This is a genomic window from Hungatella effluvii, assembly GCF_003201875.1.
GTDB lineage: Bacteria > Bacillota > Clostridia > Lachnospirales > Lachnospiraceae > Hungatella > Hungatella effluvii.
On sequence record NZ_QJKD01000012.1, the window covers coordinates 182,167 to 206,176 of the forward strand.

A 24,010-nucleotide genomic window follows, 5' to 3' on the forward strand; every position below is an offset into this window, starting at 1 on the left:
ATACCTGTACTTTTTATTTTTAATATTTTTCATCGGCTCTCATCACAGTTAATTATGCGATGCAGTACCAGTACAGCTTCTTCGTAAAATAAAAAACGCCCCCATACGGGACATTCAACTTCTTTGTCCTGTATGGGGGCACTGCATTTTTAACTGCTTCTCAAGTTTCCTTCATCCGGATATCTCACGCTTCTCCGTAACACTCTGCGGCTGCTGAAAGCGCGTCGATCACCTGTATTCCCACGGCCGGAAGACAATCCCGTACAATAGTTATGCAAGGACTTGAAATCTCGATTTTGCCTTTGTTGTGTTACGGAGTGAAGACAGAATACGCATTGAAAACATTTGAATGATTAAAACCATTTACAAGGTATCATCAAAAAAGTATCTTCCGTATTCTGCTTAAATCCTATTGTTTCATAAAAGCCCTTAGCACAATCTGTTTGTACCACCCATTCGGAACCTGGACACATGTTTATACACCTTTTCATAAGTTCTGTTCCAATCCCTCGTCTTTGATATTCTGGCAAAACTGCTAAATCGTAAATAATGGAACGAAAATGTAAGTCAGACAAAACTCTTACACAACCAACTAAATGATTATCAAGCCAAGCAGAGAGCACAAATGTTGAGGTAAGAAAAGCACAATTAAAATTGTCTATCATATTCTGTGTCGTATTTTCCTCTTTCGCCCAACCTACTGCAAGAAAGAGTTTATATAATTCATCGCAAGGCAAATCTTTTTGATTTCTATATTCTATTTTCATTCCTCTTGCCTCCGTAAATTCCGATTTATTTCTATTTACATCTTCTTAAACTATCGTTCAAGAAGCCTTCTGTTATATCTCCTTCATCATACGCCTCGCTGCAGTTCACGGCCCCTGCTATTTATAAACCAGCCGTGATACCGTCTTTTCCTTTGCAAATCCCGGAATCTGGTACATCAACAGAACATCCGTGATCCCCTGTTCCTCCATCCATGCCTTCAAATTCAGGTTCAGATACCGCAGGTCCGCCATATAAACGGTTCCGAAATGGTTGGCCGCGAACACCGCGAAGCTGTGGGCGTAGGAGTCCTTGATTATGAAAAGCTTCTTTTCCTTCTGATCTCCCTCTATGCTCCTGTTTTCGATTTTTGTTATGGCATGGTTGCCGTCGAGATACACGGCGTATTTGTCCTTTCCCTTCAATGCGTCAGGAAAGTAGAGGGAATCATATTCCTTCGGCTCCCCGTCGAAGGACACCCGGTAATCCTGCGGCTCCTTCGGCTGCCACACTTCGATGGAATCGTACCGCCACGGAACATTGAGTTTGGAATAGACCGTTCCATGAAACTCGCTGCTGGCCGTCCGGATATCAAACATGTCTTCCGTCCACGGGATAAGCCCCATGGACTCCGCCCACAGCCGGTATCCCAAAAACGCCCCTCTGGCGGTCCAATGATGATCCGTCCGGTAGTACAGCGCCTCGTCCCGAAACGATTTTAAGCAGTCTTCTGCCGGAAGCACCATCTCCGTGGAATTTCCTGTTTCTTTCAGGCGTTCGGAAAGCAGCTCCGTTACCCGGCCCTGATCGTAGGGCGCGGCGAGAAATGGCAGCCGGTCTGTCATGACCTGGGACGCCGACGGTACAAGCATCACCCGAACATGGTCTTTCCCCAGGGACGTCTCCGCCGCCCCTGTAAATGCGGCCAGCTTCTCCAAATTTTTGTTCAGCTGCTCCCCTTCCACATCTTCGGTATCGTATTTCTCGATCAGATAGCCGTCTTTTCCAAAGTATACACCGTTTACATCTTCCTGAAAAGCCAGACGCTCTGACGTAACCTTCAGACCGATCCATCCATTTCTTCCCGGAAACTGATCGCTCAAATACTGTTCATACTTTTCTCCATAGCTTCCATCCAGCAGAGACTTCACCGTAAATTCCGGCTTCTTTTGCAGATACCGGTTCTCCGAGTCGGAAAACGCCTTCTGCGGCGTGATCATACCCGCCAGGGATACTATCCCCAAAAAGCCCAGAAACAGGAAGGTCATGGCTCTGTCACTATGTCTCTCTTTCTTCATAAGCTCTCCTCATTTGCCAGCGCCGGGAGGCACTAGAACCTGAAATACAGAAACGGATTATAACTGGCGTCTACCAGAAATGCTACCGACAGCACAAGAATAACCGCCACAAACAGCAATTCGGCCGTCTCCCTCACGCGTCCCGAAAACTTCCTGCATAAGATCCCCGGAAGCGGTGTGGAGCCCAGGACAGCCGCCGCAAGAAGCGGCAGATTGGTCACCAGCAAATACCACGTTCTCCGGCTTGCAAAGGCGATACCTCCGGCGCCGGCCATCTGAGTGAAGTACAAAAGCCCCTCCGCCATATTTTCATGTGCAAACAGCACCCAGCCAAGAAAGACGAAGGTCATGGCGTATGCGCTTCTGACGGCGGATGGCATCTTCTCCAGGTACGGCTTCAGAATAAACTTCTCAAGAAGCAGAAGCGCACCGAAATAGAGCCCCCATAAAAGGTAATTCCAGGCCGCTCCGTGCCAGATTCCTGTCAGCAGCCAGACGATCGCAATGTTTCGCACCTGCACCGCCGCGCCTTTCCTGTTTCCGCCCAGCGGTATATACACATACTCCTTAAACCAGGTGCTCAGGGTAATATGCCACCTGCGCCAGAAATCGGTGATGCTCTTCGCCGTATAGGGATACCGGAAATTCTCCGGGAAATGAAAGCCCATCATCGCCCCCAGCCCCATGGCCATATCCGAATAACCGGAGAAATCAAAGTAGATCTGCATGCCGAACGCCAGAATCCCCATCCACATCATCAGGACAGTCCGCTCTCCATCCGGGACGCCCGAAATCTGCGTCCACAGCGCTCCTATGGTATTGGCGATCAGTACCTTCTTTCCCAGACCCACGGCAAACAGAAAGACTCCCCTGGAAAATCCGGCAAAGTTCTCAGTCCGCTCCCGCAGCTCCTCCGCAATGGTGTGATACCGCACGATTGGTCCTGCGATCAGCTGGGGAAACATGGAGACATAGGCGCCGAAATCGATAATATTCTTCTGCGGGCTGGCCTCCTTCCGGTAGATGTCGATCGTATATGACATGGTCTGAAACGTATAGAAGGAAATACCGATAGGAAGCGCCAGTCCCGGAAGAGGGAACGAAAGCCCGGTCAGCCTCCCCACGGTTTCCAAAAGGAAATCCGCATACTTAAAGACGCCTAAAAGCCCCAGATTGATGATGACCGAGGAAGCCACACAGAGCCTGGCCCGCTTCTCTTTTCCCTCTTCCATAAAGCGCCAGACCAGACGTCCGTGGACGTAATCGACCAGCGTGGAAAACAGCAGAAGGGTGATGTACACCGGCTCTCCCCAGCCATAAAAAATGAGGCTCCCAAGGAACAGAACCCCATTGCGGAACCTCTTTGGAGCAGCAAAATATACAATTAACATGACCGGCAGAAACCGGAATAAGAATAACAGGCTGGAAAATACCATGTTTACCCCTCAAAAAATGCGTTAATTGCGTCAACTGCCTTCTTGTTTTCTTCCTGTGCAGATTGAAGGGCAGCCTCTTCGCCCTGATCCAGCGCTTCGTCAGAAGCTGTTCCCAGCATAACGAAGAACACGTAATCTCCGTGGCGGACTACTTCAGACGCCTGCACCTTGCTGATGTTCATCGGATACTGCATGGAATCTTCCACGAGACGGGTGCGGTAATCGGTAAGCAGCTTCTCCACCTCTTCGCCCTTTCCTTCCTTCGCCTTGATGGCGGCAAAGGTGTCCACGTGGACGCTGATCATCGGTCCTTCCGCGATGAATTCATCATATAAATCTTCCGGAACTCCGAATATATCGTTTAATGCCTGTGCGTCATAGGCTGCACTCGGAATATAATTTTCTCCATATACCTCTTTTACGGCCTGGTGAACTTTCTCCAGATCCACCGTAATCGCCTGTGTGGTCTCGGCCACAGTTCCTGAACTTCCGTTATCCGGGCCCTTCCTGCCTCCGCAGGCCGTAAGGCTTATCGCTGTCAGAACCAGCGCGGTTACATATACTGATTTTCTCATAAATTTCTCCTTTATCTGTTCTACTTACGCGGATTCATTATAATATAGAACCGGACAGATATCTATAGCATATCTCCTACGAAATACTGAAGGTTCTCTTACGAACCGTCAGTTCATTCCCTGTCCTTCATTCCCCGTCATTTCATCAAATGAAATCAGCCATACTGCATTTCCTTTTGCCTGTTCTATGGCTGCCTGCTTCATAACCGCCTGCTCGAAACCGGATTTTGAAAAAATCACATACTGTTTCTCCTGATAGTGAAACAGTTCGCTCCTCCTAAGTAAGGTTTCTAATACATTGGGAGATACTTTGGTGTTTCTCCATTTACATTCGCCAAACAGAGCTATATTTCCCTGTACTGCCATGATATCGATTTCCTCCTGTTTTTTCTCTTTAGGGTTATTTCCCCACCACCTGCCAATTTCACCGAAAAAACACGGAAGTTTAGAATAAACATTTGGTAAATACAAATACTGATGGCATATTTCTTCGAATACACGGCCCATAAAATCATTCAGTTCCGGCTTAACCACATGTTCATAGATGCCTTCACCATTTCCTCTGACAATACTGCTGATATTGGGCCGTACAAAACGGTACCAGAAAAGAAACATGTTGTCCTCCAGCCTGTAAAGCGTCTTCCTGCCGGCGCCGTCTTCGGTGACTGGCGTCTCTTTGCGGACAATCCCCAGAGAAATCAGGTTCATCATTTGATTGCTGCACCCGCTGCTTTCCAATCCGGTTTTTACAGCAATTTCATTTAAGCGGCTGGCCCCGCCGGCTATGGCAGATATCATAGAATGATAGGTTGCCGGCTCCTTCAGCTCCTGCTTAAGCAGGTTTACCGGCTCCTCGAAAAGCCGGCCGGATTCCTGGAAAAAAAGTTCAACAATATTCTCATCCATTGACTTTTTTAAGTTCAGACGAGATAAATATTCAGGGATTCCGCCTGTAACTCCATATAAGACTGCCTGCTCCTCAGCCGGATATACGTCCAGCATGGCACGCGATTCAAAATAAGTAAACGGATGGATTTTGAACTGAGCAGTCCTTCTGCCATATAGAGGGCTTTTATATCCCAAAACCTGATACTCCATAAAACTCATCGAAGAACCACATAATATCAGGAAGAGTCTGCTGTTTTTCCAGCATTGATCGATGTGCTTTTGTATAAGTGAAGAGATTGCAGGACAGGAAGCTGCTAAGTATGGATACTCATCAACCGCTAAAATCAACTGCCTGTCATTACAAATTGTATCAATATAATCCAGCAATGCTGAAAAATCCCTGAAAGCGGTGTCCACACCGATCCCCAGGTTATCCTGCAATACAGCTCTGGACAGTCCTGCCAGGTTTTCCTTCTGAGTGCCTTCAGATGCCATATAATAAATTGCATGCTTATTTTTTATAAATTCAGTAATTAAAGTAGTTTTTCCTACGCGCCTCCTGCCATAAAAAACTGCAAATTCAAAAGTATTGCCTGCATACATAGAATTGAGCTTTTGCAGTTCCCGTTCTCTTCCAATAAACATATGGCCGCCCTCCCTGATCTGTTAATATCCGCTCCATTAGCCAGTCATCTCATCAGCTAATTGTATGATTACTAATTATGCAATTAGTATATATAAAAAAACAAAAAATATCAAGCCATTGCATAAGAAATACTTTCTTATATAAAAAGCCTGCACATCCCTTACCTCCATGATTCCAGGTTAAATAAGGCGATGTGCAGGCGTATCAAAATTCAAAATCATCAAATCCATAGATTAACGGATAAGGCGCGCAGTCCCGCAGGGGTGCCTGGATCGTGCCCTTCACGCCTCTGCTGAATGTCGGTCTGCGTGTAGCAGACTTTGTTCTGTTCTTAATCAGCCGGCCGCCCTTTCCCAGTTCTCCCACATAATATCCGTCCTGATCATAAATATCCCTGCCGAAAAACTTCCCAAGCACCGTGCCGTCACAGGCCACCAGATACTCCTTCTGTCTGACTCCCACGTATTTACCGCCCCAGGTCCAGAATCGTTCCATACTCTCGCACCATTCCCTTTTCTCAAATCTTTTCTCATATCATACACTATTTTTGTAAAAAAAGGAACACCCGGATTCCCTTGTTTGAACACATTTCCTAAAATTTCGGTCAGGTATAGATTTTTCCGGTATTCTGGTATATAATGGGCAACAACAAAAGAGAAGAATCTAATCTTCAGGAGGATACCATGGGATTTCAATATGTAAACAACCTTCCGACCCCGGATGAAATCAAAGAGCGCTTCCCTCTTCCGGCTGAATTAAAAGAGCGGAAGGCAAAGAGGGACCAGGAGGTCAGCGATGTTCTGACCGGCAAAAGCGATAAATTTCTCGTGATCATTGGTCCGTGCTCTGCGGACAATGAAGATTCCGTGTGCGACTACGCAGAACGCTTAATCAAAGTTCAGGAGAAGACCGCGGACCGTCTCATCATCATCCCGCGTGTCTACACCAACAAGCCGCGTACCACCGGCGAGGGATACAAGGGAATGCTTCATCAGCCGGACCCGGAGAAAAAACCGGATATGCACGAGGGACTCATCGCCATCCGCAAGATGCACATGCGCGTATTTGCCGAGACAGGCTTCCCCACCGCCGATGAAATGCTCTATCCGGAGAACATGACTTATCTGGATGATATCATGTCCTACGTGGCCATCGGAGCCCGTTCCGTAGAGAATCAGCAGCACCGTCTTACCGCCAGCGGCTGTGACGTGGCCGTCGGCATGAAGAATCCGACCAGCGGCGACTTATCCGTTATGCTGAACTCCGTCGTAGCGGCACAGCAGGGCCATGATTTTACATACCGCGGCTGGGAAGTAAAGAGCGGCGGCAATCCGCTGGCTCATACCATTCTCCGCGGCGCAGTCAACAAACACGGCCAGTGCATTCCGAACTACCATTTTGAAGATCTGGTTCTGCTTCAGGAACTTTACGCCAAGCGCAGCCTGGATAACGCAGCCTGTATCGTGGATACCAACCACTCCAATTCCAACAAGAAATACATGGAACAGATCCGCATCGCCAAGGAAGTTCTTCACAGCAGAAGACATGCGGCTCAGATCAAGGATCTGGTCAAGGGCCTGATGATCGAAAGCTACATAGAGCCAGGCAGCCAGAAAGTCGGCGAGCACTGCTACGGGAAGTCTATCACCGATCCCTGTCTCGGATGGGCAGATTCTGAACGACTGCTTTATGAGATTGCGGAAAACGCATAGCGCTTTACAAAGCTGTGGAAAATGTATAAAAATAATAGAACAGCCACACACATGGTCTTTAATCCTGTGCGCGGCTGTTTTACTTTGCCCTTACTTTGTCTGAACGACTCCATTTACAATCCATTCACCGTTTTCATTCACGGTATTTCACATCAATCACACCATTCTGATCCCGAACCCAGCACCAGGCCCTTTGCCTGACGGTGGAAGCCCTTCCCTGATTATCAAGCGATTCAAAATTATATTACTAATTTCGCATCATTTATTGTATACTATATTTCTAATCACCAGCTGGGGGAAATAATATGAACGCATTACAGAGAAACTGGAAACAGAATTTTTTTATGATATGGGCGGGGCAGGCTTTTTCCCAATTTTCAAGCGCCGTCCTTCAGTTTGCCATTGTATGGTACTTAACGGACCAGACCGGCTCGGCTCTCGTCCTGACAGCCGCTATGATGATGGGATTTTTACCGCAGGGTGTCCTGGGGCCGTTTATCGGGGTGTTCATAGACCGGTATAACCGAAAACGGATCATGATTCTCTCGGATCTGCTCATCTCCGCCGCCAGTTTGGTCATGGTAATCGCTGGCTGGACGGGGACATTGTCAACCGAACTGATTCTCGTGGTCCTGTTTTTCCGTTCCATCGGTTCTGCCTTTCACACACCGTGTCTTCAGGCCGTTACGCCGCAGATTGTTCCGGAGGATCAGCTGACCCGCTGTGCCGGATATTCCCAGGCTTTAGAATCCGTATCGCAGATACTAAGCCCGGTACTGGCTGCCGTATTCTACAGCTCCTGGAGTTTAAGCGGCATCATCTTTCTGGATGTCCTGGGCGCATTGGCCGCGGTCTTTACACTGGCTATTACAGAGATACCAAAACTGCCGGAAGAGGAAAACAGGGGAAAAGTCCATGTACTGCGGGAGGCCATGGAGGGCTTCTTAATTCTGAAGACGAATAAGGGCATGCTGGGTCTGGTTCTGATCAGCACCCTGTATACCCTGGCGCTGATGCCGACCAGTGCGTTGTTCCCGCTGATGAGCATGTCCTATTTTCATGGAACCAGCACAAATGCAAGCGTCGTCGAAGTCGTATTTTCGATCGGGCTGTTGTTCGGCTCTCTTATACTATCGAAATGGGGCGGAACGAAAAACAGGATTTATACCATTGTCGGTTCGTTTCTGCTGATGAGCTTCAGTTTATTTATATCCGGGCTTCTTCCTGAGCATGGTTTTGCCGCATTCGTCTTCTGCTCCTGGCTGATGGGCGTGTCCGGCCCGTTTTATTGGGGAATCTACACACCACTGCTGCAAAGCAGCTTCGAAGCAAAATATCTGGGACGCGTTCTATCGTTATCCGGAAGCATCCGGCTGATCAGCGGACCGGTCGGATTATCCGTCTCTGGAGTATTTGCGGAGCGCTTTGGCGTTGAGAAATGGTTTATTATCGCCGGATGGCTGGTGTTCATCGCGTCGTTTTTATGTCTTGCAATACCAGCCGTGCGCAATTGTGATCGACAGGCGGAAGGACAGGCTGGGGATGGGCAGTAATATTTCTAAGGTCCCGGGATTACACGCTTGCTCAGAACCTCCGGACCATATGGATCATATTATATCTGTGTGACCTGGCCCTATTGCAGATATTATAACCAGCGCTGTTATCTGAAAGGTTTCCGCACATTCCCAGTTTTAGTGGATACATGCAGCCAGCATTTAGTTTTTACACATATTTCACAAAATTTTCACGATTAAACTGTTTATTTTTTTGCTTTAATCTTGTATCGCACTAAAATATATGGTAGAATATAGATAGATTGATTTATCTATATTTCACAGTTCACCAATCATTTTCTGGAAGAGTATCTTAATGTTTTGTCACCCGACGTACGGATTATCCGCCCGCCATAAAAAGGAGGCTGGGATATGCGAACGAAACAAGTTGACATTTATCAGCGTTATACCCCCATCCCCATAGCTGTTTTAATTACGGCGGCCAATTGTTTTGACTGCGACATCTATATCGATAATGGCAAATCGAGAGTAAATGTAAAAGACTATGATGAGATGAAGAAAGGACTGGTAACGCGGAACAGAAATTTACTATTTTACTTTGACGGCAAAGATGAGAAAGCCGCTGAAGGACGGATTGAGATGTTGTTTCAGCCTTAATCTGTCAGAAAGGACACCGATATGCCACAGTACACCGATGATTTCAGGCCGCTTGACACCATATCCGGTTTTTCCGTAAGACCAGGATTGTACGAAGAATTCGGCGCGCGTCTGATACCTGGAGGAGTCAGTTTCACGCTTCATTCACAGGAAGCTGCGTCCTGCGAGCTGCTGCTGTTTCACCATAACGAAAGCGAACCATACGCGAAGATCCCCATCCCGGACCGTTACCGGATCGGGAATGTCTATTCCATCATCGTGTTCGGCTTAGACACCCGGGATTTGGAGTATGCGTTCAGCATTGATGGGCCGTATGATCCAAAGAAAGGGCTTATCTTCGACAAAACCAAATACCTTCTGGACATTTATGCGAAAGCCGTTACCGGACAGGGCACATGGGGCTCCAAGCCGGAAAGCGGCTTTCGGTATAAAGCGAGGGTAGTCTCAGACAATTTCAACTGGGACGACTGCTGCCATCCTCCGATTCCCATGGAGGATTTAATTATTTATGAGCTTCATGTCAGGGGATTTACAAGGGATGCCTCTTCCGGAGTCACCGCTCCCGGAACCTTTCAGGGGATCATAGAAAAGCTTCCCTATCTGGAGGACTTGGGCGTCAACGCCATCGAGCTGATGCCCATTTTTGAATTTGACGAGATGCGCAACCAGCGCAGCGTGAACGGGAAGATGCTGCTGGATTACTGGGGCTACAATCCCGTCAGCTTCTTCGCTCCCAACACCAGCTACGCCTCAAAAAGCGAGCACAACCACGAGGGCCGGGAGCTGAAGACACTCATCCGCACCATAAAAGAACACGGCATGGAGGTCTATCTCGACGTCGTCTTCAATCACACCGCAGAAGGCAATGAAAAGGGCGGATTCTTCTCCTTCAAGGGCTTTGACAACCAAATTTACTACATGCTGACCCCCGAGGGCTTCTACTATAATTTCAGCGGCTGCGGCAATACCTTAAACTGCAACCATCCCATCGTCCAGCAGCTGATTCTGGACTGTCTCCGGTATTGGACCATCCATTACCACGTAGACGGTTTCCGGTTTGATCTGGCTTCTATCCTCGGGCGAAGCGAGGATGGCACGCCGCTTCACAAGCCTCCCCTTCTGGAATCCTTATCCTATGATCCGGTGCTCGCCAGTGCGAAGCTGATCGCCGAGGCCTGGGACGCGGGAGGTCTGTACCAGGTCGGCTCCTTCTCTTCCTGGAACCGCTGGGCGGAGTGGAACGGCAAATACCGGGATGATATGCGCCGTTTTTTAAAGGGCGACGACAATACTGCCGCCGCGGCTGTTAAGAGAATCACCGGCTCGCCGGATCTCTATCCGCCTGCCACACGGGGATTCAATTCCTCCGTCAACTTCCTGACGTGCCACGACGGTTTTACCCTCTATGATCTCTACAGCTACAACGAAAAACACAACGAGGCCAACGGCTGGAACAATACAGACGGAGACGATAACAACAACAGCTGGAACTGCGGTATCGAGGGTGAGACCGATGATCCGGACATACTGGCGCTCCGTTTCCGCATGATCAAAAACGCCTGCGCTGTCTTAATGTGCAGCCGCGGGACTCCGATGTTCTTCGCCGGCGACGAATTCGGCAACACCCAGTACGGCAATAACAATGCCTACTGCCAGGACAATCACATCTCCTGGCTGGACTGGTCACTGCTGGAGAAAAACCGGGAAATCCATGCATTTTTCCGCCGTATGATCGCCATTCGAAGGAATCATCCGGTAATCCGTAGGGAGACAGTTCCATCCAGCACCGGATTTCCACCTGTCAGCGTCCACGGAACAGAGGCCTGGAAGAATGAAACAGCGGCCTATACCCACTACATCGGCATCATGTACGCCGGGAAACACGACGACGGCACCGAGGATATCATCTACCTCGCCGTCAATACCTACTGGGAACCGCTCACCATCGGCCTGCCGCATCTTCCAGAAGGATTTTTCTGGAAACTTCTCGCAGACACCGGACGGGGCAGCGGCAGCATTCCCGATACCTTAGATGGCTGGAATGAGGTGATCAGCTATTCTATATTGGCTGCCCCCCGGTCCCTCATGATCTTACAGGCAATTTCTTTGTAAACTTCAATAAAAGTCCGGTAACCCTGTGAAATCAAATACGCATTATTTGAATTTACTGCAGGCATAACTGCTTACAGAAATTTTCAAATAATGCGTATTATTTTTGTCAACTATAAATCAATATACATAATTAACAAAAAAATCGAGAAATATTAGGGGAAAAATACATTGATTAATCTTATTGTTTTTAATATACTATTTAAACATGTTATTTTTTTAACAGTATTTTTATACTTATATCAAAAATTTAATAAATGCAGGAGGAAACACAATGGGGACAAACAGTTCCAGAAAAACGGCGGCGGATGATGTCGTAGTCGCTGACAAATTCAGTATCACTGACCTGATTCACAAAGAAGACTGGTTATCAATCTGGGGAGCTTTCTTAATTATTGCAGTTGCATCCGTTGGTGTCATTACCGGAAGTTACGTTTTTAAAGGTGGCAAATTTGGTAAATGGGGCAGCGCCGATACCGGTTCCATTCTTCAGTTTTTTAACGGCAGTGCAACCAGTATAAAAACCTGGTCCGGAATTTTACTGACCCTGGCTGCATTGGCAGTTATATTCGCAGTGTCCAATCACCTGATGGGAAAAAACATCAAAAAATATCTCATTGCATTTATCGGGATATTTGCCTTAACCACCCTCGTCCGGCTGATTTCTTCCCAGGTTATTTTCAGCAAATATCTGGAATATGCATTCTGGGCACTGATCATCGGACTCTTTATTTCTAATGTTTTTACTGTTCCGAAATGGCTGAAGCCAGCTATTCAGACAGAGTTTTATATAAAGACAGGGTTGGTTCTTATGGGGGCCTCCGTTCTCTTTTCCAACATACAGAAATTTGGATTATACGGACTCGGTATTGCATGGCTGGTAACACCAATTGTTATCATATTCATGTGGATGTTCGGAACAAAGGGACTGAAAATCAAAAATAAATCTATGGTCATGACCATCTCTGCAGCGACTTCTGTCTGTGGAACTTCAGCCGCTATCGCAACAGCTGCAGCCTGCAAGGCAAAAAAGACAGATCTTACCTTTGCCGTAGGCATCTCTCTCATTTTCACCGTTATCATGATGGTATGCATGCCGCTTTTCTGTAAACTGGTTGCCATGGATCCCATGGTAGGCGGGGCTTGGATCGGAGGCACTGTTGATTCTACCGGCGCCGTCGTCCTGGCAGGCAACGCTATGGGAGAACTGGCAGGCCAGGTAGCCGCTCTCGTCAAGATGATTCAGAATATTTTAATTGGATTTATTGCATTTGCTGTGGCGGTTTTCTTCACAACAAGAGTCGATAAGACCGCTGGACAGACTGTAGGCGCTTCCGAGATCTGGCACAGATTTCCAAAATTTATTCTTGGATTTTTAGGCGCTTCGTTATTCTTCTCTTTTGTATTCCAGAATACGATCGGAGTAGATGCCACAGCCACTATCTTAAACAATTTAAAAGAGTTTCAAACGTGGTGTTTTGCTCTGGCCTTTACCTGTATTGGGCTCGAAACCAATTTTAAAGAAATGGCGGAGCAGTTCCAGGGCGGAAAGCCGTTTGTCTTATACATAGTCGGGCAGACTTTTAATCTGGTGCTGACCTTCCTCGTCGCCTGGCTGCTGTTGAGCGGAAGACTGTTCCCGATACCAAATATAACAATTTAAACAGAAAGGCTCAGACATGGAAAAACAAAAAGACGGGAAACTGCTTAAGACCATTGGTTTCATTGGTATTGTTATTTTCATTGCTGCGATTGCCGTATCAGTCTATATGATGAGCCGCAATATGGGACAGGTTCCCGGCATAGATTTCGGACCTGGTCAGTACTATTATACGGATATTCCCGGCTGGCAGAAATATTTTCTGACAAACGCGTATGACAACCACGTACCGCTGGCGATATTGGTTGTGCTCTTCTTTGCATGGGGATATTTAATGTACCGTTTTTGGTGCTTTCTTGATAAAAAATGGAAGGACTGATCTCCCCATAAGGCAAAAGCGATAGCTGCTTAAAATCATCGATTAAGCAGTTATCGCTTTTTTATTGCTGACTCCTATGATGTCTTCCTTCAGTTTAACCAATCAGCGCTGTGATTCCAAAGTAGACTAAAACGATGGCTCCAAGAACGATTCTATAGTAACCGAAGAATTTAAAGTCGTGTTTTCTGATGTAGCCCATCAGGAAGCGGATTGCGTATACGGAGACGATGAAAGCCACTGCCATGCCGAGGATCAGATAGAAGACCTGGGGGCCGGTGAAATGGAGACCGTATTTTACAATCTTTAAGAAGCTGGCGCCGAACATAACGGGGATTCCCAAAAAGAAGGAAAACTCGGCGGCAGCACTTCTGGAGCATCCAAGGATCATGGCGCCCAGGATGGTGGAACCGGAACGTGATGTGCCGGGGATCAGGGACAGGAGCTGGAAAAGGCCTATGTAAAGCGCCGTCTGGTAGGAGATGTCTCCCACCCGCTGCATCTCAAAATTTCGGCTTTTATTCGCGTTTTCTATGACGATGAACAGCACGCCATAGATAATTAAGGTGGCCGCAACGACATAACCGTTCATCAGGTATTTTTCCATAATGTCATCGATCAGAAGTCCTATGATGGCCGCCGGGATACACGCGAGGATAATTTTGGACCACAGCTCCAGTGTGGCCCGCTTTTGTGCGGGTTTCTTCGTCGGTGAAAATGGATTCAGCTTGTGGAAGTACATGACCACGACCGCCAGAATCGCGCCCAGCTGGATCACGACCATAAACATATTTTTAAAATCTTCCGGCTGCTTCAGATGGATGATTTCATCTACCAGTATCATATGGCCCGTACTGCTGATGGGGAGCCATTCGGTAAATCCCTCCACGATTCCAAGCACGATTACCTTTAATGTCTCAATTATACTCATCTCTTATTTTCCGTCTCCATTCTTATATATTTTCAATCTGCCAGTCTATGGGCTCCAGCCCGTTGGCCTTTAAATATTCATTGGTTTTGCTGAAATGCCTGCTTCCGAAAAAGCCCCGGAACGCAGAAAGGGGACTGGGATGCGGCGCCTCCAGAATCAGGTGCTTCGGATTGGTCAGCATACTCTTCTTATTCTGTGCCGGTCGGCCCCACAATAAGAATACCATCGGCCGGTCCTGCTCGTTTAAGATTTTGATAGCCGCGTCCGTAAATGTCTCCCATCCGATTCCCTGGTGGGAGTTAGCCGCATGAGCGCGGACAGTCAGCACTGTATTGAGCAGCATGACGCCCTGATCCGCCCACTTCTTTAAGTAGCCGTTATTGGGGATATCGCATCCCAGATCGTCGTGCAGCTCCTGATAAATGTTCACCAGCGACGGAGGCACAGCCACATCCGGCTTTACGGAGAAGCAGAGGCCGTGGGCCTGCCCGTAATTGTGGTAGGGGTCCTGCCCCAGAATCACCACCTTTACCTTGGAAAGGGGCGTAAACTGAAACGCATTGAAGATATCATCCGCCTCCGGAAAGACTCTTTTCGTCTCATACTCCTGCTTAACCTTCTTATAAAGCTCCTTGTAATATGGCTTCTTAAACTCCACACTCAGTGGTTCCAGCCAGTCATTATCGATCGCACCCATTTTGCTGTTATTTCCTTTCGTATTGTCCTGTATACTTTTGACTGTATCGTAATCCTCTGCCCTATAACCTCACAGGCAGTCCCCGGTCCGCCAGATAGCGCTTCAGATCCATGATCTCCATTTCCTTATAATGGAACAGGGAAGCCGCCAGCGCTGCGTCTGCTTTTCCCGTCGTCAGGGCATTGTAAAAATGTTCTTTTGTTCCGGCGCCGCCCGACGCGATGAGTGGTACGGAGACGCAGTCTGCGATCATGGCGTTTAATTCATCGTCATATCCGGCCTTTGTGCCGTCGCAGTCCATGCTGGTTAAGAGAATCTCCCCCGCGCCCATGCGGTCGGCCTTCATGGCCCACTCCACGGCGTCAAGCCCCGTGTCGATACGGCCGCCGTTTTTGTATACATTCCATCCGCTTCCGTCGGCCCGCCTTCTGGCATCGATGGCGACGACCACGCACTGGCGTCCGAATTTGTCCGCCGCATCGGAGATCAGCTCCGGTGTGTTGATGGCAGAGGAATTGATGGATATCTTATCTGCGCCCTCCCGCAGAAGCAGTTTAAAATCATCTACCGTGCGAATTCCGCCGCCCACGGTAAATGGGATAAAAACCGTTTCCGCCACGCGGCGCACCATATCCACCACGGTATTCCGGTTGTCTGAGGAAGCTGTGATGTCCAGAAAGACAAGCTCATCCGCTCCGGCCTTATCGTATGCGGCCGCGATCTCCACCGGATCTCCGGCATCCTTTAAATTCACGAAATTGACGCCCTTCACCACGCGTCCGTTATGTACATCGAGACATGGAATTATCCTTTTCGTCAGCATCCGGCCACCTCCTATTGTAGTTCAATGAAATTTTTCAGAATCTTTAATCCCGTGGTACCGCTCTTTTCCGGGTGGAACTGACAGGCAAAGATGTTGCCGTGTTCCACGGAAGCGTGAAAACGGACACCGTAAACGGAGGACGCCGCCACATCCCCTTCATTCTCCGCTTTTAAATAATATGAATGGACAAAATACACATATTCCCCCGAAGCCAGTCCTTTAAAAAGCTTTGCTTCCGGACGGATGTCCAGACAGTTCCATCCCATGTGGGGAACCTTGAGCCCCGGTGTATCCGGGAACTTCACAATCTCTCCCGGAAGTATCCCCAGTCCGGGAACGCTAACGCTCTCCCCGCTCCGCTCAAATAAAAGCTGCAGTCCCAGACAAATCCCTAAAAACGGAGTTCCCTGGTCTGTCACGCGGTGAATCACATCCACTAATCCGTATTGACGGAGCTTCCCCATGGCATCTCCAAAGGAACCAACTCCCGGCAGAATCACCCGATCCGCGGAAAGAATCGTCTTCTCATCCCGGCTGATAACCGGCTGCTCTCCCAATGCATCCAGTGCCTTTTCCACACTTCTTAAATTTCCGGCATCGTAATCAATAATCGCTATCATGGCCGCCACCTCGTATCGCCTTTTTTCAACATTTTATCACAGGATCCCTGATTGTACAACGAACAAAAACCTATAAATTTCTAAAGTACTCCACGGAATTCATCGGGACAGACACAGCCGTTTCCCCCATTTCAGCGGAAAGCTGTGCAAATTTCCCGTGGATCCGGTACATATGAGCCTTCTTATTCAGCGCCGCTGTCTTCTCAAACGGCCACCGGATCACCGTAGGCACGGCAAATCCTACCCCCAGTTCCAGGATAACCAGCCTCCTGTTCAATGTGCCGGCCAGCCAGGCTGTATACTTATTCCACTGAGGCAGATAGCCTTCCTCAATATAAGTTTCCGCCTTGATGGTATTTCCCGTCAGCGGCGCGCCGCAGTGAGGGCATATATCCTCCGGAATCTCCCCCGGCTCCCAGATATCCTTCGTGCAGGAGCGGGAACACTGGCGCCACGTTTCATTTCCGCAGGGAGCCACAATTCTCGATGCATCGATCCCGGACTCAAAGATCCGGGCATCCGTCACTGTCGTCACGATAAAAAAGTCCCTGCCCTCCGTCAGCTCCGCCAGCTTCTCATACACATTGGCTATATCCGGGACAAGCTCCGCCTTCCATTCTTCCCCCAGACCGATCAATAATTTCTCACACTCTGTAATTTCCTGTCTGATATTCCGATTTTCTTCCATTTTGACTCTCCGTTTCATCTCTTGTCCGGCCGCCCCGTTCCCGTTATCATGCCAATTGACGGCGGCCAACTGCCCCTCATTATACACCACCCCGGGCATTGGGAAAAGTATTTTCTCAGTATCCCTAAATTTTCTTGAGTTTCCCTGCCTTTTTATGCTATACTATGAGAACTTAGTATAGAAAGAAGACTTTAATGATGATTACAGACAAACAAGGACATAAGAGACTGAAACGTCCCTCCCCGTTTCTCGGTGCCTGCGTGGCTGTGGCCGTGCTGGCGCTGCTGCTGGTTATCTATAACTTTTCAAAGCCCGTTCCCATGGTTGGCAGTAAAACCATCACCATCGATGTGGTTTACAAGGATGGCAGTGAGGACAGCTATCACGTTACTACCGAGGCGCAGTACTTGAAGGAGGCGGTGGATGACATTCCGGAGCTGACCATAGAAGGCACCACCACCGAGGAATACGGCCTCATGATGATTACCGTAGGTGGAGTGCGGGCGGACTATACACAGGATGGAGCCTACTGGGCGCTGCTTTTAGATCATGAACCCTGCAACTACGGTATCAGCATGCAGCCCATCAAAGACGGCGAAAATTACAGTATTGTATATACACCGGCGGACCAGTAATGGAGCCGCCGTTTCTTTGGGCAAAAGGTGGGGTGGTCCCGCACCAATCTCAGCTTCCTGGTCTGCCCCGGCTTGCTCATGCGGCCTTTCCTGTTCCGGTTTCGGGCATAAGCACTTCTAAACGTGCAGGATTTTTCTAAAAGCCAGAGAAAATGCCCAAACTCGCTGCGCTCAAACAGGTGGGCATTTCCCCTGAACGAAAAATTCTGCGCGTTAAGAAGTGCTAATTCCCTGCAAAGTCACAGGAAAGGCCGCATGAGCAAGCCGGGGCAGACCGGGAAGCTGAGATTGGTGCGGGACAAACGATTACAGAAATGGAGGGCAACATGAAAACAAAGGAACTTGTCCGTGACGCGTTTCTTGCCGCAATCCTTCTGGTGCTGCAGGTCAGCCTTTCCTGGCTTCCCAATGTCGAGCTGGTGTCGCTCCTGCTGATTCTGTATACCCTCATATTCCGCCGCCATGTCTGGTTCATCCTCTATGTATTCGTCATCCTGGAAGGACTGATCTACGGCTTCGGCCTGTGGTGGTTTTCTTATCTCTATGTGTGGGCGATCCTTTGCGGTTCCGTATTTCTCATGGGATGGAACGGAAAACCTCGTTCCATATCGGCCGCACTGCTTGCAGGGATCTTCGGAATGCTCTTCGGGCTGCTGTGCGCCGTCTCCTACTTCTTTACAGGCGGCATCGGAGCCGCGTTTGCATGGTGGACAGCAGGAATTCCCTTCGACATTGTTCACGGCATCAGCAACTTTGCCGTCACACTCCTGCTGTTTGACCCGCTGTACCGTCTGCTGAGCAGACTGAGAAACCAGTTTTAACATACAAGAGTATTCACAATCAAAAAGGAGAATCTATATGGAATCTGCAGTTGTAAGAATAAAAAAAGGCGAAGGCCGCTCGTTGAAAGCCGGCGGCATGTGGATTTATGACAATGAGATCGACACCATCAAGGGGGATTACGCCAATAGCGACATGGTATTCGTGGAAGACTTCGACGGTTATCCGCTGGGCCATGGCTTCATCAACACCAACTCCAGGCTGACCGTCCGCATAATGTCCAGAAAAAAGGATACCGTTGTAGACGACGACTTTCTGGAGATGAGAGTGCGCGCCGCATGGGAGTACAGGAAGACCACGACCGACACCTCCAGCTGCCGTCTCATCTTCGGCGAGGCCGACTTTCTTCCGGGTATTGTCATCGATAAGTTTTCCGACGTACTCGTTGTGGAATCCCTTGCCCTGGGAATCGACCGGTTCAAGCCGGTTATCCTGGACAAGCTTAAGAAGGTCCTGGCCGAGGACGGAATCCAGATCCGCGGCGTCTACGAACGAAGTGATGCCAAGGTCCGGCTCCAGGAAGGCATGGAGCGCTTCAAGGGCTTCATCGGCGATCCCTTCGACACCAAGGTGGAGATCGTGGAAAATAACGTGCATTATCTCGTAGATGTCAAAGACGGGCAGAAAACAGGCTTCTTCCTTGATCAGAAATACAACCGGCTGGCAATTCAGAGACTCTGCGCCGGCAAACGGGTATTAGACTGCTTCACCCATACCGGCTCCTTTGCGCTTAATGCCGCTCTGGCCGGCGCTTCCTTCGTCCTGGGTGTGGACGCCTCCGAGCTGGGAATCGCCCAGGCGAAAGAAAACGCGGCCTTAAACGGCCTCTCCGAACATTCCGCCGACCAGAAGGGAGGGGGACTTTCCTCTACGGTCGAATTCCGCTGTGCCGATGTCTTTGAGCTGCTTCCCGAGCTGGAACGCCAGGGTGAGAAATTCGACGTCGTCATCCTCGATCCCCCCGCCTTCACAAAGTCCAGAAACTCCGTAAAGAACGCGGTTAAAGGCTATCGGGAGATCAATTTAAGAGGTATGAAGCTGGTAAAGGACGGCGGCTACTTAGCCACCTGCTCCTGCTCCCACTTCATGACACCGGAGTTGTTTGAAAAGACCATCCGGGAAGCCGCCGGCAATGTTCACAAGCGCCTCCGCCAGGTCGAATACCGGACGCAGGCCCCGGATCATCCCATTCTCTGGTCCGGAGATGAAACCTCTTACTATTTAAAATTCTTCATATTCCAGGTATGTGACGAGAAATAGCATTTCACACATGCTCCAGATCCTGCCCCGCCTTCTGCGCCGAATCTGCCCCCGCTTCCGTGCGGCTGATTCTGTACAGAAGGTGGGGCATGTCCATTCCATAGTAGTGCTTAACGATACTGCCGCAAACAGTCATGCCGTTTCTCTCCGCCACGGCCCTGGAAGGAGCGTTGGTATCCCGGATAATGGAATACACCTCCTCCGCTCCCAGCTTCTCAAATGCGTAATCCCTGCATGCGGCGGCTGCCTCCAGCGCGTATCCGCAGTGCCAGAAATCCTTTCTGAATAAATACCCGACCTCCAGCACCTCTCTTTCGCCAGCCTCCTGCATGGTCAGTCCGCACTGTCCGATCAGCTCCCCAGTCTCCTTTAAAATCACGGCCCATAAGCCAAACCCGTATTTTTCATAGCGCATAAGCTGACGGTCCAGCCAGTCGGCGGCCTCCCAGTCCTCAAATGCGTGCTCATAGGCGTACATCACCTCTTTATCCTTTAACATCAGGCAGAGGCCATCGTAATCTGCCCGCCGAAGCCGCCGCAGAGCCAGCCTTTCTGTCTCAAGAATGATCTGCTCTTCCATGTTCTCCCCCATAACAGCTCCCATCGTCTTTTCCATGTTATCTTCTCCTTCTCTTCCTCTCTCTGTATTTCATCGCCCCTCAAGGCATCTTGGCCGGTTCCCCTTGTTCTTTTTTCCTGCCGCTTCTATAATGATATCATAAATCCGGTGCACAGGATATCCAAAAAGGAGAATGACATGAAAATAACACTGCACGAGGGGCTCGACCTTTCCGAGCCCGAAATTGAAATCCGGTGCCACATTGCCGACCCGCGTCTTAAGCGTCTCCTGGACTATATCCGCCAGTACTCCTTTTCACTGGAAGGGCGGATCGGAGAGACTTCCTTCTATCTGCATTCCGAGGAGATTATCTATGTGGACTCCGCTGACGGGCGCACATTTCTTTACAGCGGAAAAAACGTGTACGAAAGCCGTGAGACGCTTTCGTCCCTCGAGGAAAAGCTGGCTAATACCACATTTGTCCGGATCAGCAAGAACTGCATCGTCAACACCGCCTGGCTGAAGAGCGTGTCCCCCCTGTGGAATCACAGGCTGGAGGCCCTGCTGAAAAACGGCGAAAAGCTCATTGTCAGCAGAAATTATATACCTGCGCTGAAAGAAAAATTATCCCGATAACAAGGAGGAAATGCCATGAAACGATTATTAAGAACCTATCTTCCCAGTTCGGCGATCGCATTTACCATCGTCGTCCTGTTTAACGCCGTCTATAACCTGATTCTGGGAAACAACGATGCACTGAGCGGCGTCTTTGTCCTGGAGCTAACAGGGCTTATCATTTTCATACAGCTCGTTTCGGTCGTGTGCGATCACATTCCGTTTCAGTCAGAAAGAGCGTACCAGATCACGTTCTTCGCAGCAGAGTATGCGATTGTCATAATCGCAAGCTTTGTTTTAAACTGGACGGTTCTCACCATCAGCAGCTTTCTATACACATCACTGCTCTGTGTGTTTATCGCGGTCCTGATCGACCGGTACTTTTCGGCCGTACACCGCCATGAGGCGGATGAGATCAACCGCCTGATCCTCTCCCAGGATAAAAAGGAGGAGCAGACCCCATAAAATAACCTCCGGGCTCCTGCTCCTGCTTACAAAACTCTATCTGCCGGCCGTCTGGCTGCTCAGCAGCATTCCAAATGCTTCCGCGGTCATCGGCCGGCCAAAGTAATACCCCTGTATTACGTCGCATCCGTGCGCCTTTAAATACTCGTACTGCTCTCTCGTCTCCACGCCCTCGGCGATGGTGCTCAGTTCCAGCGACTCCGCCAGGCGTATGATGCCATCTACGATCTTATTGCCTCTCTCATCTCCGATATTGTCGACAAAGCTTTTATCGATCTTCAGTGTGTCAAACGACATGTCCTTCAGCATGGCCATAGAGGAATACCCCGTACCGAAGTCATCCAGAAGGATCCGGTAACCGGACTGATGCAGATGCCTGATGGCATCCAATAGCCGGGGCTGGTTGTCGAAGAACACGCTCTCCGTAATCTCGACCTCCACATTCTGGACTTCCACCGCAGTTTCTGTCAGAATCCGGTTGTATTTCTCCACAAAATTCAGGTCATAGAGAAGCTTTCTCGATACATTGACGGATACCGGCACCACCGCATATCCACGGTTCCCCCATTCCTTCTGCTGTTCACAGACAATGCGGAACATATGCCGGTCCAGCTCGCTGATGAATCCATTTTTCTCAAACAGCGGGATAAACTCCCCCGGCGACACGATCTCACCGTCAGGCCTCGCCCATCGCACCAGAGCCTCTGCCCCTACGACCCGCTTGGATTCCGCGTCATACTGGGGCTGGTAATACGCCTTGAATTCTCCATTTTCCAGTGCGCTCTTCATCACGGCTTCGATCCGCTTATCCCGGTAAATCTGCTCCTTTACCCGCTCATCATAGAATGCGTAATGGACGGCGAACTGTCCCTTACGGCTCTTTCTGGCAATACCTGCGCAGTCGAGACAGAAATCCAGTGTAAGGCTCTTCTCTCGAAGCTGGAATATCCCCATGGCCGGCACGATAGCCAGCTTATTCTGAGGCCAGATGGAATACGACTGAAGACGGCTGCAAAGCTCCTCTAATCGCCTGCATAAGGCATCATGGTCGTGACCGTCAACGAGTGCCACAAACATATCCGCAGACTGATGAGCGAAAATTTCCTCGCCTCCGCACCATCCCGCCAGAACTCCATGGATATACCGGATCAGGTGATTTCCTTCCTCATATCCCAGAAGCTCATTGATAAACTTAAAATCATCGATATCCAGGCTGACCAGGGACAGGCTTCCCGCCTCTGCCCGGCGTATCTTTTTCTCCGCCTCCACCTGGAATTTGGCAAAGGAGTAACCGCCGGTGATCTCATCCGTATAGAGGCTGTGCATGAGCTCGGCCTTCCTCCGTTTCTGATCCTTCAGAATATAAACCAGGATTCCCGCGAAAATCAGCACCATAAACACGCCCAGCAGATACGTCCGCCCCAGCACCGCGTTCATCTTGCTGTCCAGCACACTGGCCGGTGCCACGGTGAGCAGATACCAGTCATTAATGGGCAGCGGCCGGTAGTACATGTACTGAATCCCTTTATTCATGAATCTGACGCATCCATCCTGTCCATTCTCAAAATCCACCTTCATCCGGTCCGCAATCGCCTGATTCTTCCGGTCTTCCGCTTCCATGGACGTAAAAATGTTCTGCATATTGGGGTAACTGTAGGAATTAGTGGAATCCACGATGCAGTTGCCCTCTTTATTGACGATATAGGTATATCCGCGTCCTCCGAAGGAGGTCACCTCCAGCTGCCTGCGCATCTCGTTGATATCATAGGTGCCAAACAGAACCGCCGTAACCTCTCCATTATGATAGACAGGCACCGCATATACATGGATCGTTTCACTCCCCTCCCGGTCCACCAGGGGATCGGACACACTGTTTTCTCCCGCCAGGCCTTTTCTGTAATAAGGACGGTCGGACAGATCCATATGTACATGATCCGTGGTATATGTCGTTCCATCCGCAGTGATGACCCCCATCCGCTTAAAACCATTCTCCTGCGCGGTAGCGGCCAGCATGGCAGCGGCCTCCTCATAATTGTCCGCAGTGTAAAAACCGATGCGGCGCGAAACCTCGGTCAATAATTCCAGTTTTCCATTTATCTCTTTTTCCAGAATACTCTTTCCCTGTGTGGAAACCTCCTCAAGAGAAGAGATGATCTCATTCTGAAAATCATGTTTCAGAGTACTCGCATATAAGAGCCACGACACGGTCAGTAAAATCAGTATCAACAGGCCGAGTATCACTTCCTTGTATTTCGCGAAAAGATTTCTCATACCTCTTCCTTTCCCGCCTGCGCTCTTGTA

The 24,010-nt window shown here is 49.3% G+C and carries 24 protein-coding genes; 11 read left to right on the forward strand and 13 right to left on the reverse strand.

The features are described 5' to 3' along the window. Positions 1-353: 353 nt before the first annotated feature. From DFR60_RS21090 to DFR60_RS21115, 6 genes are all read right to left on the reverse strand, one after another. Positions 354-767 carry a GNAT family N-acetyltransferase gene (locus DFR60_RS21090; protein WP_110324651.1) on the reverse strand — a complete coding sequence of 138 codons (414 nt, stop codon included), beginning with the start codon at positions 765-767 and terminating at the stop codon, positions 354-356. Between the two features lie 117 nt (positions 768-884). Beyond that, entirely contained in the window at positions 885-2,063 is a 1,179-nt protein-coding gene (locus DFR60_RS21095) for a DHHW family protein (RefSeq protein WP_110324652.1), read from the reverse strand. Positions 2,064-2,095: 32 nt separating this feature from the next. Next, positions 2,096-3,499, reverse strand: coding sequence for an MBOAT family O-acyltransferase (locus tag DFR60_RS21100; RefSeq protein ID WP_110324653.1), 1,404 nt, complete (start codon positions 3,497-3,499; stop codon positions 2,096-2,098). Between the two features lie 2 nt (positions 3,500-3,501). After that, positions 3,502-4,074, reverse strand: coding sequence for a DUF4358 domain-containing protein (locus tag DFR60_RS21105; protein ID WP_110324654.1), 573 nt, complete (start codon positions 4,072-4,074; stop codon positions 3,502-3,504). Between the two features lie 108 nt (positions 4,075-4,182). Beyond that, on the reverse strand, positions 4,183-5,607 hold the full coding sequence (locus tag DFR60_RS21110) for an ATP-binding protein (protein ID WP_110324655.1): 1,425 nt from the start codon (positions 5,605-5,607) through the stop codon (positions 4,183-4,185). A 205-nt stretch (positions 5,608-5,812) separates the two neighbouring features. Further along, positions 5,813-6,103 carry a hypothetical protein gene (locus DFR60_RS21115; RefSeq protein WP_110324656.1) on the reverse strand — a complete coding sequence of 97 codons (291 nt, stop codon included), beginning with the start codon at positions 6,101-6,103 and terminating at the stop codon, positions 5,813-5,815. A gap of 188 nt (positions 6,104-6,291) precedes the next feature. Here DFR60_RS21115 and DFR60_RS21120 point away from each other — a divergent pair, with 188 nt between their 5' ends. From DFR60_RS21120 to DFR60_RS21145, 6 genes are all read left to right on the forward strand, one after another. After that, positions 6,292-7,320 carry a 3-deoxy-7-phosphoheptulonate synthase gene (locus tag DFR60_RS21120; protein WP_110324657.1) on the forward strand — a complete coding sequence of 343 codons (1,029 nt, stop codon included), beginning with the start codon at positions 6,292-6,294 and terminating at the stop codon, positions 7,318-7,320. 305 nt (positions 7,321-7,625) lie between these two features. Next, entirely contained in the window at positions 7,626-8,873 is a 1,248-nt protein-coding gene (locus tag DFR60_RS21125; protein ID WP_110324658.1) for an MFS transporter, read from the forward strand. A gap of 372 nt (positions 8,874-9,245) precedes the next feature. Then, positions 9,246-9,491 (forward strand): HPr family phosphocarrier protein, encoded by a 246-nt coding sequence (locus tag DFR60_RS21130; RefSeq protein WP_110324659.1) that lies wholly within the window; start codon positions 9,246-9,248, stop codon positions 9,489-9,491. A 21-nt stretch (positions 9,492-9,512) separates the two neighbouring features. Continuing rightward, positions 9,513-11,603 carry a glycogen debranching protein gene (locus DFR60_RS21135; protein WP_110324660.1) on the forward strand — a complete coding sequence of 697 codons (2,091 nt, stop codon included), beginning with the start codon at positions 9,513-9,515 and terminating at the stop codon, positions 11,601-11,603. Positions 11,604-11,874: 271 nt separating this feature from the next. Further along, positions 11,875-13,263, forward strand: a complete 1,389-nt coding sequence (locus DFR60_RS21140; RefSeq protein WP_110324661.1) for a YeiH family protein — start codon at positions 11,875-11,877, stop codon at positions 13,261-13,263. 16 nt (positions 13,264-13,279) lie between these two features. Beyond that, positions 13,280-13,579 carry a hypothetical protein gene (locus DFR60_RS21145; RefSeq protein ID WP_110324662.1) on the forward strand — a complete coding sequence of 100 codons (300 nt, stop codon included), beginning with the start codon at positions 13,280-13,282 and terminating at the stop codon, positions 13,577-13,579. Between the two features lie 94 nt (positions 13,580-13,673). Here the strand turns inward: DFR60_RS21145 and DFR60_RS21150 are convergent, their stop codons facing one another. The 5 genes from DFR60_RS21150 to DFR60_RS21170 all read right to left on the reverse strand — a co-directional run bounded on the left by DFR60_RS21150 (position 13,674) and on the right by DFR60_RS21170 (position 17,335). Beyond that, positions 13,674-14,507, reverse strand: coding sequence for an undecaprenyl-diphosphate phosphatase (locus DFR60_RS21150; RefSeq protein WP_110324663.1), 834 nt, complete (start codon positions 14,505-14,507; stop codon positions 13,674-13,676). A 22-nt stretch (positions 14,508-14,529) separates the two neighbouring features. After that, positions 14,530-15,204 carry a uracil-DNA glycosylase gene (locus DFR60_RS21155; RefSeq protein ID WP_110324664.1) on the reverse strand — a complete coding sequence of 225 codons (675 nt, stop codon included), beginning with the start codon at positions 15,202-15,204 and terminating at the stop codon, positions 14,530-14,532. 61 nt (positions 15,205-15,265) lie between these two features. After that, positions 15,266-16,027 (reverse strand): imidazole glycerol phosphate synthase subunit HisF, encoded by a 762-nt coding sequence (hisF, locus tag DFR60_RS21160; RefSeq protein ID WP_110324665.1) that lies wholly within the window; start codon positions 16,025-16,027, stop codon positions 15,266-15,268. A gap of 11 nt (positions 16,028-16,038) precedes the next feature. Then, positions 16,039-16,647: an imidazole glycerol phosphate synthase subunit HisH gene (gene hisH / locus DFR60_RS21165; protein WP_110324666.1), complete on the reverse strand. Its 609-nt coding sequence runs from the start codon at positions 16,645-16,647 to the stop codon at positions 16,039-16,041. Positions 16,648-16,717: 70 nt separating this feature from the next. Next, positions 16,718-17,335, reverse strand: coding sequence for an SIR2 family NAD-dependent protein deacylase (locus DFR60_RS21170; protein ID WP_110324667.1), 618 nt, complete (start codon positions 17,333-17,335; stop codon positions 16,718-16,720). A 194-nt stretch (positions 17,336-17,529) separates the two neighbouring features. Between DFR60_RS21170 and DFR60_RS21175 the strand changes: the two genes are divergently transcribed. The 3 genes from DFR60_RS21175 (at position 17,530) to DFR60_RS21185 (ending at position 20,070) form a co-directional block, all read left to right on the forward strand. Continuing rightward, positions 17,530-17,970 (forward strand): DUF4430 domain-containing protein, encoded by a 441-nt coding sequence (locus DFR60_RS21175; protein WP_243005138.1) that lies wholly within the window; start codon positions 17,530-17,532, stop codon positions 17,968-17,970. Between the two features lie 326 nt (positions 17,971-18,296). Continuing rightward, positions 18,297-18,791, forward strand: a complete 495-nt coding sequence (locus DFR60_RS21180; RefSeq protein ID WP_110324668.1) for a hypothetical protein — start codon at positions 18,297-18,299, stop codon at positions 18,789-18,791. A gap of 37 nt (positions 18,792-18,828) precedes the next feature. After that, on the forward strand, positions 18,829-20,070 hold the full coding sequence (locus DFR60_RS21185) for a class I SAM-dependent rRNA methyltransferase (RefSeq protein WP_110324669.1): 1,242 nt from the start codon (positions 18,829-18,831) through the stop codon (positions 20,068-20,070). A 4-nt stretch (positions 20,071-20,074) separates the two neighbouring features. Here DFR60_RS21185 and DFR60_RS21190 read toward each other — a convergent pair whose 3' ends face one another. Beyond that, entirely contained in the window at positions 20,075-20,686 is a 612-nt protein-coding gene (locus DFR60_RS21190) for a GNAT family N-acetyltransferase (RefSeq protein ID WP_110324670.1), read from the reverse strand. Positions 20,687-20,827: 141 nt separating this feature from the next. Here DFR60_RS21190 and DFR60_RS21195 point away from each other — a divergent pair, with 141 nt between their 5' ends. Then, on the forward strand, positions 20,828-21,265 hold the full coding sequence (locus DFR60_RS21195; RefSeq protein WP_110324671.1) for a LytTR family DNA-binding domain-containing protein: 438 nt from the start codon (positions 20,828-20,830) through the stop codon (positions 21,263-21,265). 15 nt (positions 21,266-21,280) lie between these two features. Further along, a complete protein-coding gene (locus tag DFR60_RS21200; RefSeq protein ID WP_110324672.1) occupies positions 21,281-21,709 on the forward strand; it encodes a DUF3021 domain-containing protein in 429 nt (142 codons plus the stop codon). Between the two features lie 36 nt (positions 21,710-21,745). Here DFR60_RS21200 and DFR60_RS21205 read toward each other — a convergent pair whose 3' ends face one another. Beyond that, positions 21,746-23,980, reverse strand: coding sequence for a bifunctional diguanylate cyclase/phosphodiesterase (locus tag DFR60_RS21205; protein ID WP_110324699.1), 2,235 nt, complete (start codon positions 23,978-23,980; stop codon positions 21,746-21,748). Positions 23,981-24,010 lie beyond the last annotated feature (30 nt).

Excerpts from the sequence above, each read along its gene's own strand:
- DFR60_RS21090 (WP_110324651.1), bottom strand. The coding sequence starts at position 767 with ATGAAAATAGAATATAGAAATCAAAAAGATTTGCCTTGCGATGAATTA.
- DFR60_RS21095 (WP_110324652.1), bottom strand. The coding sequence starts at position 2,063 with ATGAAGAAAGAGAGACATAGTGACAGAGCCATGACCTTCCTGTTTCTG.
- DFR60_RS21100 (WP_110324653.1), bottom strand. The coding sequence starts at position 3,499 with ATGGTATTTTCCAGCCTGTTATTCTTATTCCGGTTTCTGCCGGTCATG.
- DFR60_RS21105 (WP_110324654.1), bottom strand. The coding sequence starts at position 4,074 with ATGAGAAAATCAGTATATGTAACCGCGCTGGTTCTGACAGCGATAAGC.
- DFR60_RS21110 (WP_110324655.1), bottom strand. The coding sequence starts at position 5,607 with ATGTTTATTGGAAGAGAACGGGAACTGCAAAAGCTCAATTCTATGTAT.
- DFR60_RS21115 (WP_110324656.1), bottom strand. The coding sequence starts at position 6,103 with ATGGAACGATTCTGGACCTGGGGCGGTAAATACGTGGGAGTCAGACAG.
- DFR60_RS21120 (WP_110324657.1), top strand. The coding sequence starts at position 6,292 with ATGGGATTTCAATATGTAAACAACCTTCCGACCCCGGATGAAATCAAA.
- DFR60_RS21125 (WP_110324658.1), top strand. The coding sequence starts at position 7,626 with ATGAACGCATTACAGAGAAACTGGAAACAGAATTTTTTTATGATATGG.
- DFR60_RS21130 (WP_110324659.1), top strand. The coding sequence starts at position 9,246 with ATGCGAACGAAACAAGTTGACATTTATCAGCGTTATACCCCCATCCCC.
- DFR60_RS21135 (WP_110324660.1), top strand. The coding sequence starts at position 9,513 with ATGCCACAGTACACCGATGATTTCAGGCCGCTTGACACCATATCCGGT.
- DFR60_RS21140 (WP_110324661.1), top strand. The coding sequence starts at position 11,875 with ATGGGGACAAACAGTTCCAGAAAAACGGCGGCGGATGATGTCGTAGTC.
- DFR60_RS21145 (WP_110324662.1), top strand. The coding sequence starts at position 13,280 with ATGGAAAAACAAAAAGACGGGAAACTGCTTAAGACCATTGGTTTCATT.
- DFR60_RS21150 (WP_110324663.1), bottom strand. The coding sequence starts at position 14,507 with ATGAGTATAATTGAGACATTAAAGGTAATCGTGCTTGGAATCGTGGAG.
- DFR60_RS21155 (WP_110324664.1), bottom strand. The coding sequence starts at position 15,204 with ATGGGTGCGATCGATAATGACTGGCTGGAACCACTGAGTGTGGAGTTT.
- hisF (WP_110324665.1), bottom strand. The coding sequence starts at position 16,027 with ATGCTGACGAAAAGGATAATTCCATGTCTCGATGTACATAACGGACGC.
- hisH (WP_110324666.1), bottom strand. The coding sequence starts at position 16,647 with ATGATAGCGATTATTGATTACGATGCCGGAAATTTAAGAAGTGTGGAA.
- DFR60_RS21170 (WP_110324667.1), bottom strand. The coding sequence starts at position 17,335 with ATGGAAGAAAATCGGAATATCAGACAGGAAATTACAGAGTGTGAGAAA.
- DFR60_RS21175 (WP_243005138.1), top strand. The coding sequence starts at position 17,530 with ATGATGATTACAGACAAACAAGGACATAAGAGACTGAAACGTCCCTCC.
- DFR60_RS21180 (WP_110324668.1), top strand. The coding sequence starts at position 18,297 with ATGAAAACAAAGGAACTTGTCCGTGACGCGTTTCTTGCCGCAATCCTT.
- DFR60_RS21185 (WP_110324669.1), top strand. The coding sequence starts at position 18,829 with ATGGAATCTGCAGTTGTAAGAATAAAAAAAGGCGAAGGCCGCTCGTTG.
- DFR60_RS21190 (WP_110324670.1), bottom strand. The coding sequence starts at position 20,686 with ATGGAAAAGACGATGGGAGCTGTTATGGGGGAGAACATGGAAGAGCAG.
- DFR60_RS21195 (WP_110324671.1), top strand. The coding sequence starts at position 20,828 with ATGAAAATAACACTGCACGAGGGGCTCGACCTTTCCGAGCCCGAAATT.
- DFR60_RS21200 (WP_110324672.1), top strand. The coding sequence starts at position 21,281 with ATGAAACGATTATTAAGAACCTATCTTCCCAGTTCGGCGATCGCATTT.
- DFR60_RS21205 (WP_110324699.1), bottom strand. The coding sequence starts at position 23,980 with ATGAGAAATCTTTTCGCGAAATACAAGGAAGTGATACTCGGCCTGTTG.